We start from the raw sequence: 3,791 nt of genomic DNA, 5'->3' as shown, positions 1-3,791 counted from the left end.
GCCGGTGAGCGGGAGCGGGCTGCCGGTGAGCGGGAGCGGGCTGCCGGTAGCCGGGGCTCACGCGCCGCACGGTCGTTGTCCACAGGTTCCCGTCGGCGATGGCGCGAACGGCTAGGCTCCCGCCGTACGAGAAGCGCCGTAACCGGGAGACATCCACGATGGCCAAGAAGCGACCCCAGACGAAGGCCAAGCGCCCGCAGGCGGCGGGCGGGGCAGATGGTGCCGTTCCGGTGGTCGGCGGCCGCGAGCCCTGCCCCTGCGGCAGCGGCCGGCGCTACAAGGCGTGCCACGGCCGGGACGCCGCCCACGCGGTGACCGAGCTGGTCCACCGCCCCTTCGAGGGGCTGCCCGGCGAGTGCGACTGGGTGGCGCTGCGCGAGCTGGTCCCGGCCGCCACGGTCGAGCTGACCCTGAAGGACGGCCTGCCCGAGGGCGTCCCCTCGGTCACGCTCGCCACCGTGCTGCCGATGGCCTGGCCCGCGCTGCGCCGCGACGACGGCTCGGTCCTAATCGGCCTCCAGAACGACACGTCGTCCGGTGACATCAGCCGCGACCTCGCCGACACCCTCCAGCGCGCGCTGGAGGCGGAGCCCGGCACCCCCGTGCAGGGCCGGCGCGCCCCCGCCGACGGGCCCCGGCTCCAGGAACTGCTGGCCGCCGAGAGCCCGTTCGAGCCGGTCGTGCACAGCGGCTTCGAGTTCTGGGTGCCGGACGCGGAGAACGCCACCCCGGAGGTCACCGCCTCCCTGGAGCGGGCCAACGCGGCGGCGATCCCGACGGTCCGGCTGTCCGGCGTGGACGCGGCGTACTGGTGCGAGACCCCGGAGAAGAACCATCTGCGCTGGGTGATGCCGCATCCCGAGGAGCGGCTTCTGGACGCTCTCGCGCGACTGCACGCGCAGGGCCGCTCCAGCCTCGGCGAGGGCACCCGGCTGGTGGGCTCCTTCCGTGCTCACGGGCTCACCGTGCCGGTCTGGGACCTGCCGAGCGAGGTCCGCGCGGAGGATGTGGAGAAGCCGGCCGCCGAGTTCGCCGAGCGCCTGGCCGCAGCCCTCGCCGTCGAGGAGCCGCTCACCGCGGAGGAGCGCCGGGCCCGCGGCGGACTGACCAACCGGCAGGTCACGCTCAGCTGACGGCACCCGCATCGGTGTCATGACTGACTGGTCGGTCAGTCATGACACCGAGTTTCCGATGGGTGACTCCTGTCACAACTCCCGGCTCCGACACGGAAATCGGTGGGAAAACGATGGCCGAATGCCTGAGTCGGAATTTGCGAACGGCCGATCTCTTGTTACCGTTCCAGTAGCCCGGTTGCTGGTGCATCCCCCGTCGCCAGCAACCGGGTCTTTCCATGCCCGCGTCCGGTGCCCGACGCGTCGCGCGCCCTCAACCGCCGTCCGTGTCCTCGGAGTTGCTTCCCGAGCGCAGCAGCAGCGCTCCGGCGGGCCCGCGCTCCGCGAACTCCGCGACGGCCATGTAGGCGTCCGCCCCGCCCCGGCTGCGCTCGCGGGGGGTCTCACAGGTGGCGGGCTCGTCGTCGGCTCCCGTGTCGCAGCGCGTACGGGTGGTACGGCCGCCGGGGCCCATGAGGCTCAGCCCGGCGTCCAGCGACTTGCCGGTGGCGTTGCGGTAGTAGGTCCGCGCCCAGGTGTCCGCGCCCTGGATCAGCACACAGGTCTGCGCCTCGATGCCCTCGGGGGAGCTGAGTTGGGGTCCGCAGCGGACAGCGGTGCCGAGGCCCAGATCCAGCAGCGCGGGCGAGCGGCCCGGTGCGGCCGACGGGTCCTTGCCTTCTCCGTGCCGCAGCGCGCCCGGCACCAGCACCTCGCCCACGTCCCTGACCTGCCCGGCGGACGCCACGGTCAGCGGCAGTACGACGGCGGCCGTCACCACACAGGCCAGCCCGACGAGATGCACCCGGCGCGGATCGGCCTTCCCGTACCGCGCCCGCCGCAACCCACCCCTCGGCCGCGGCCCGGCTCCGTCACCGGACGCGCCCCGGAACTCGGGGGAACTTCCGGCGCCGGAGGGCGGGTTGCCCCCGCCACCGACCGATGCCGGAGGGCCGGCACCGGCCGACACCCGGGGACCAGCCCCGGCACCTGCGGGCACCCGGACACCGGCCGCCGTCCGGTCACCGACCGACGCACGGGGACCAGCACCTTCGTCGGCCGGCACCTGGAGGTCGGTCCGGTCGTCCGCCGACGCGCGGGAACCGTCCCCGCCGTCCGCCGACCGCACCCGGTCCGGCCCGCCGTCGTACCCCGGCCCCGTGCCGGTCGGGCGCCGGCGTCCCCCGTCGCGTGGCCGGCGCGTCCCATGGCCCCCAAGAATTCGCAGCATGGGCGGAACATAACGAGCACGGCACGCCCGTCCGCACCGTGCGCGCCGGACACCCCTACAACTCGGGCGCGCTCACACCCGTACGAGTGAGGGCGTCGACCACGGCGTCCACCACCGCCTCGACGTCCGGCACCCAGGGCGCGGCCGAACCCGGCAGCGGCGCCCGCTCCCAGCGCACCGCGCCGGTGCCGGTCTCGGACGGGGGCAGCGCGATATAGCCGCCCTCGCCGTGGAAGCGCAGCGAGCCGGGGACGAAGTCCTTGGCGTAGAGCAGCTCGCCCAACTGCTCCATCGAGTACGGCTCGACGAGCAGCGCCCAGCGGGTGGGCGAGGCGACGACCGGGCCGAGGCGCATGCCCCGCCGGTCGAGCAGGGCGAGGGCGCGGGACGCGGCGAGCGCAGGCAGGCTCACCGCGCAGGGAGCCGTCCCGCCGGTCGCGAGGATGACGGGCGCGCTCGGCCGGTTGGTCCACCACCAGCGCACCATGCGCGCATCGGTCGTGGCCGCGAGCAGCCCGGGGTCGAAGGGGTGGGCGCCGGGCACCGTGCATTCCGGGTCGGGGCAGCCGCAGCGGCCTCTGCCCTGCGGGTCCGGGGCCACACCCGGGAGTACGGGCCACTGCCACTCCGTCGCGAAGGTCAGGGCCGCGCTGATCGGCTCAGGCGTCCCGTCGTTCCGTCGCTTGGACAGGAGCCTGCGTCGCCTTCCGAGGATCTCGCGCATGAGCGCTCGTTCCTTTCCGTTGCACCGCTGGCAACACCGTGGTCCACATCACAACATGAGTCGATCACTGCACTGTGCGTACCTGGTGGCGCATCACATCCCCGCACACGGCAGGGGATCCCCAGGGGTTCGAGCGTCGGCCGCGGCCGCGTCCACGGCACTCAAGGCAGGGCACGGTAGCGGCGTGGGGGTGGCGAAGCATGGCGTTTGCCGTCGCGCGTGGTTCTCTCCGCCTCCGCCACGGGAGGATGGGGCTCGGCCGTCGGTGGCTATGACGCCCGGGTCCGTCGCCAGGTTCCGGGTGGTCCCCAACCACCCCTGGCCTTCTCCGAGTACGTACCCATCACGACCGCTGTGACGCTCCGTGGAGCGAGCCCAGTCGACCGCAGTGGACCGTTCCCCCAGGCAGTTTTGAGCCAACTTGACGGTAAGGCAAGGGGTTCCGGGAAATCACCCACCAGCCCCATGGACACCAGGAATCCCCGCAGGACAATGCTGGACATCCCCTCACGAGTGCGTGTACATGTGGAGACACTGCTAGCGGCGCAGAATCACATGGGGGTTTGCGATGCTTTTGAGCACTGTGCACCGGTCTGAAGGCCGCGCGCCATGAGCGCCCCGCACCCACCGAAAGTGGCCGGAATCGATCCCACTGTTCCCACGCCCGCCCACACTGTCGCGCCCGCCTCTCCCGCCCCGGAGGCCCCCGCGGGCACACTCGCGG

At 73.1% G+C, this 3,791-nt stretch carries 3 protein-coding genes and 1 pseudogene; 2 read left to right on the top strand and 2 right to left on the bottom strand.

Annotated elements, in window-relative coordinates; genetic code table 11:
• The first annotated feature begins 158 nt into the window (after positions 1-158).
• The gene (locus CCN72_RS14355; protein ID WP_085565564.1) at positions 159-1,133 is read left to right on the top strand and encodes a DUF5926 family protein; all 975 of its coding nucleotides are present in this window, start codon (positions 159-161) and stop codon (positions 1,131-1,133) included.
• A gap of 253 nt (positions 1,134-1,386) precedes the next feature.
• Here CCN72_RS14355 and CCN72_RS14350 read toward each other — a convergent pair whose 3' ends face one another.
• Both CCN72_RS14350 and CCN72_RS14345 read right to left on the bottom strand, forming a co-directional pair.
• Positions 1,387-1,917 (bottom strand): hypothetical protein, encoded by a 531-nt coding sequence (locus CCN72_RS14350; protein ID WP_244174222.1) that lies wholly within the window; start codon positions 1,915-1,917, stop codon positions 1,387-1,389.
• 481 nt (positions 1,918-2,398) lie between these two features.
• On the bottom strand, positions 2,399-3,067 hold the full coding sequence (locus tag CCN72_RS14345; protein WP_037650570.1) for a bifunctional DNA primase/polymerase: 669 nt from the start codon (positions 3,065-3,067) through the stop codon (positions 2,399-2,401).
• A gap of 492 nt (positions 3,068-3,559) precedes the next feature.
• Between CCN72_RS14345 and CCN72_RS40505 the strand changes: the two are divergent.
• Positions 3,560-3,791: pseudogene (locus CCN72_RS40505) on the top strand (phosphatase); the annotation flags it as partial.

The sequence above is a fragment of the Streptomyces murinus genome (assembly GCF_002154555.1).
GTDB lineage: Bacteria > Actinomycetota > Actinomycetes > Streptomycetales > Streptomycetaceae > Streptomyces > Streptomyces murinus.
Note: the sequence above shows the minus strand (reverse complement) of the source record. Positions and strands in the feature narration are given on the sequence as shown.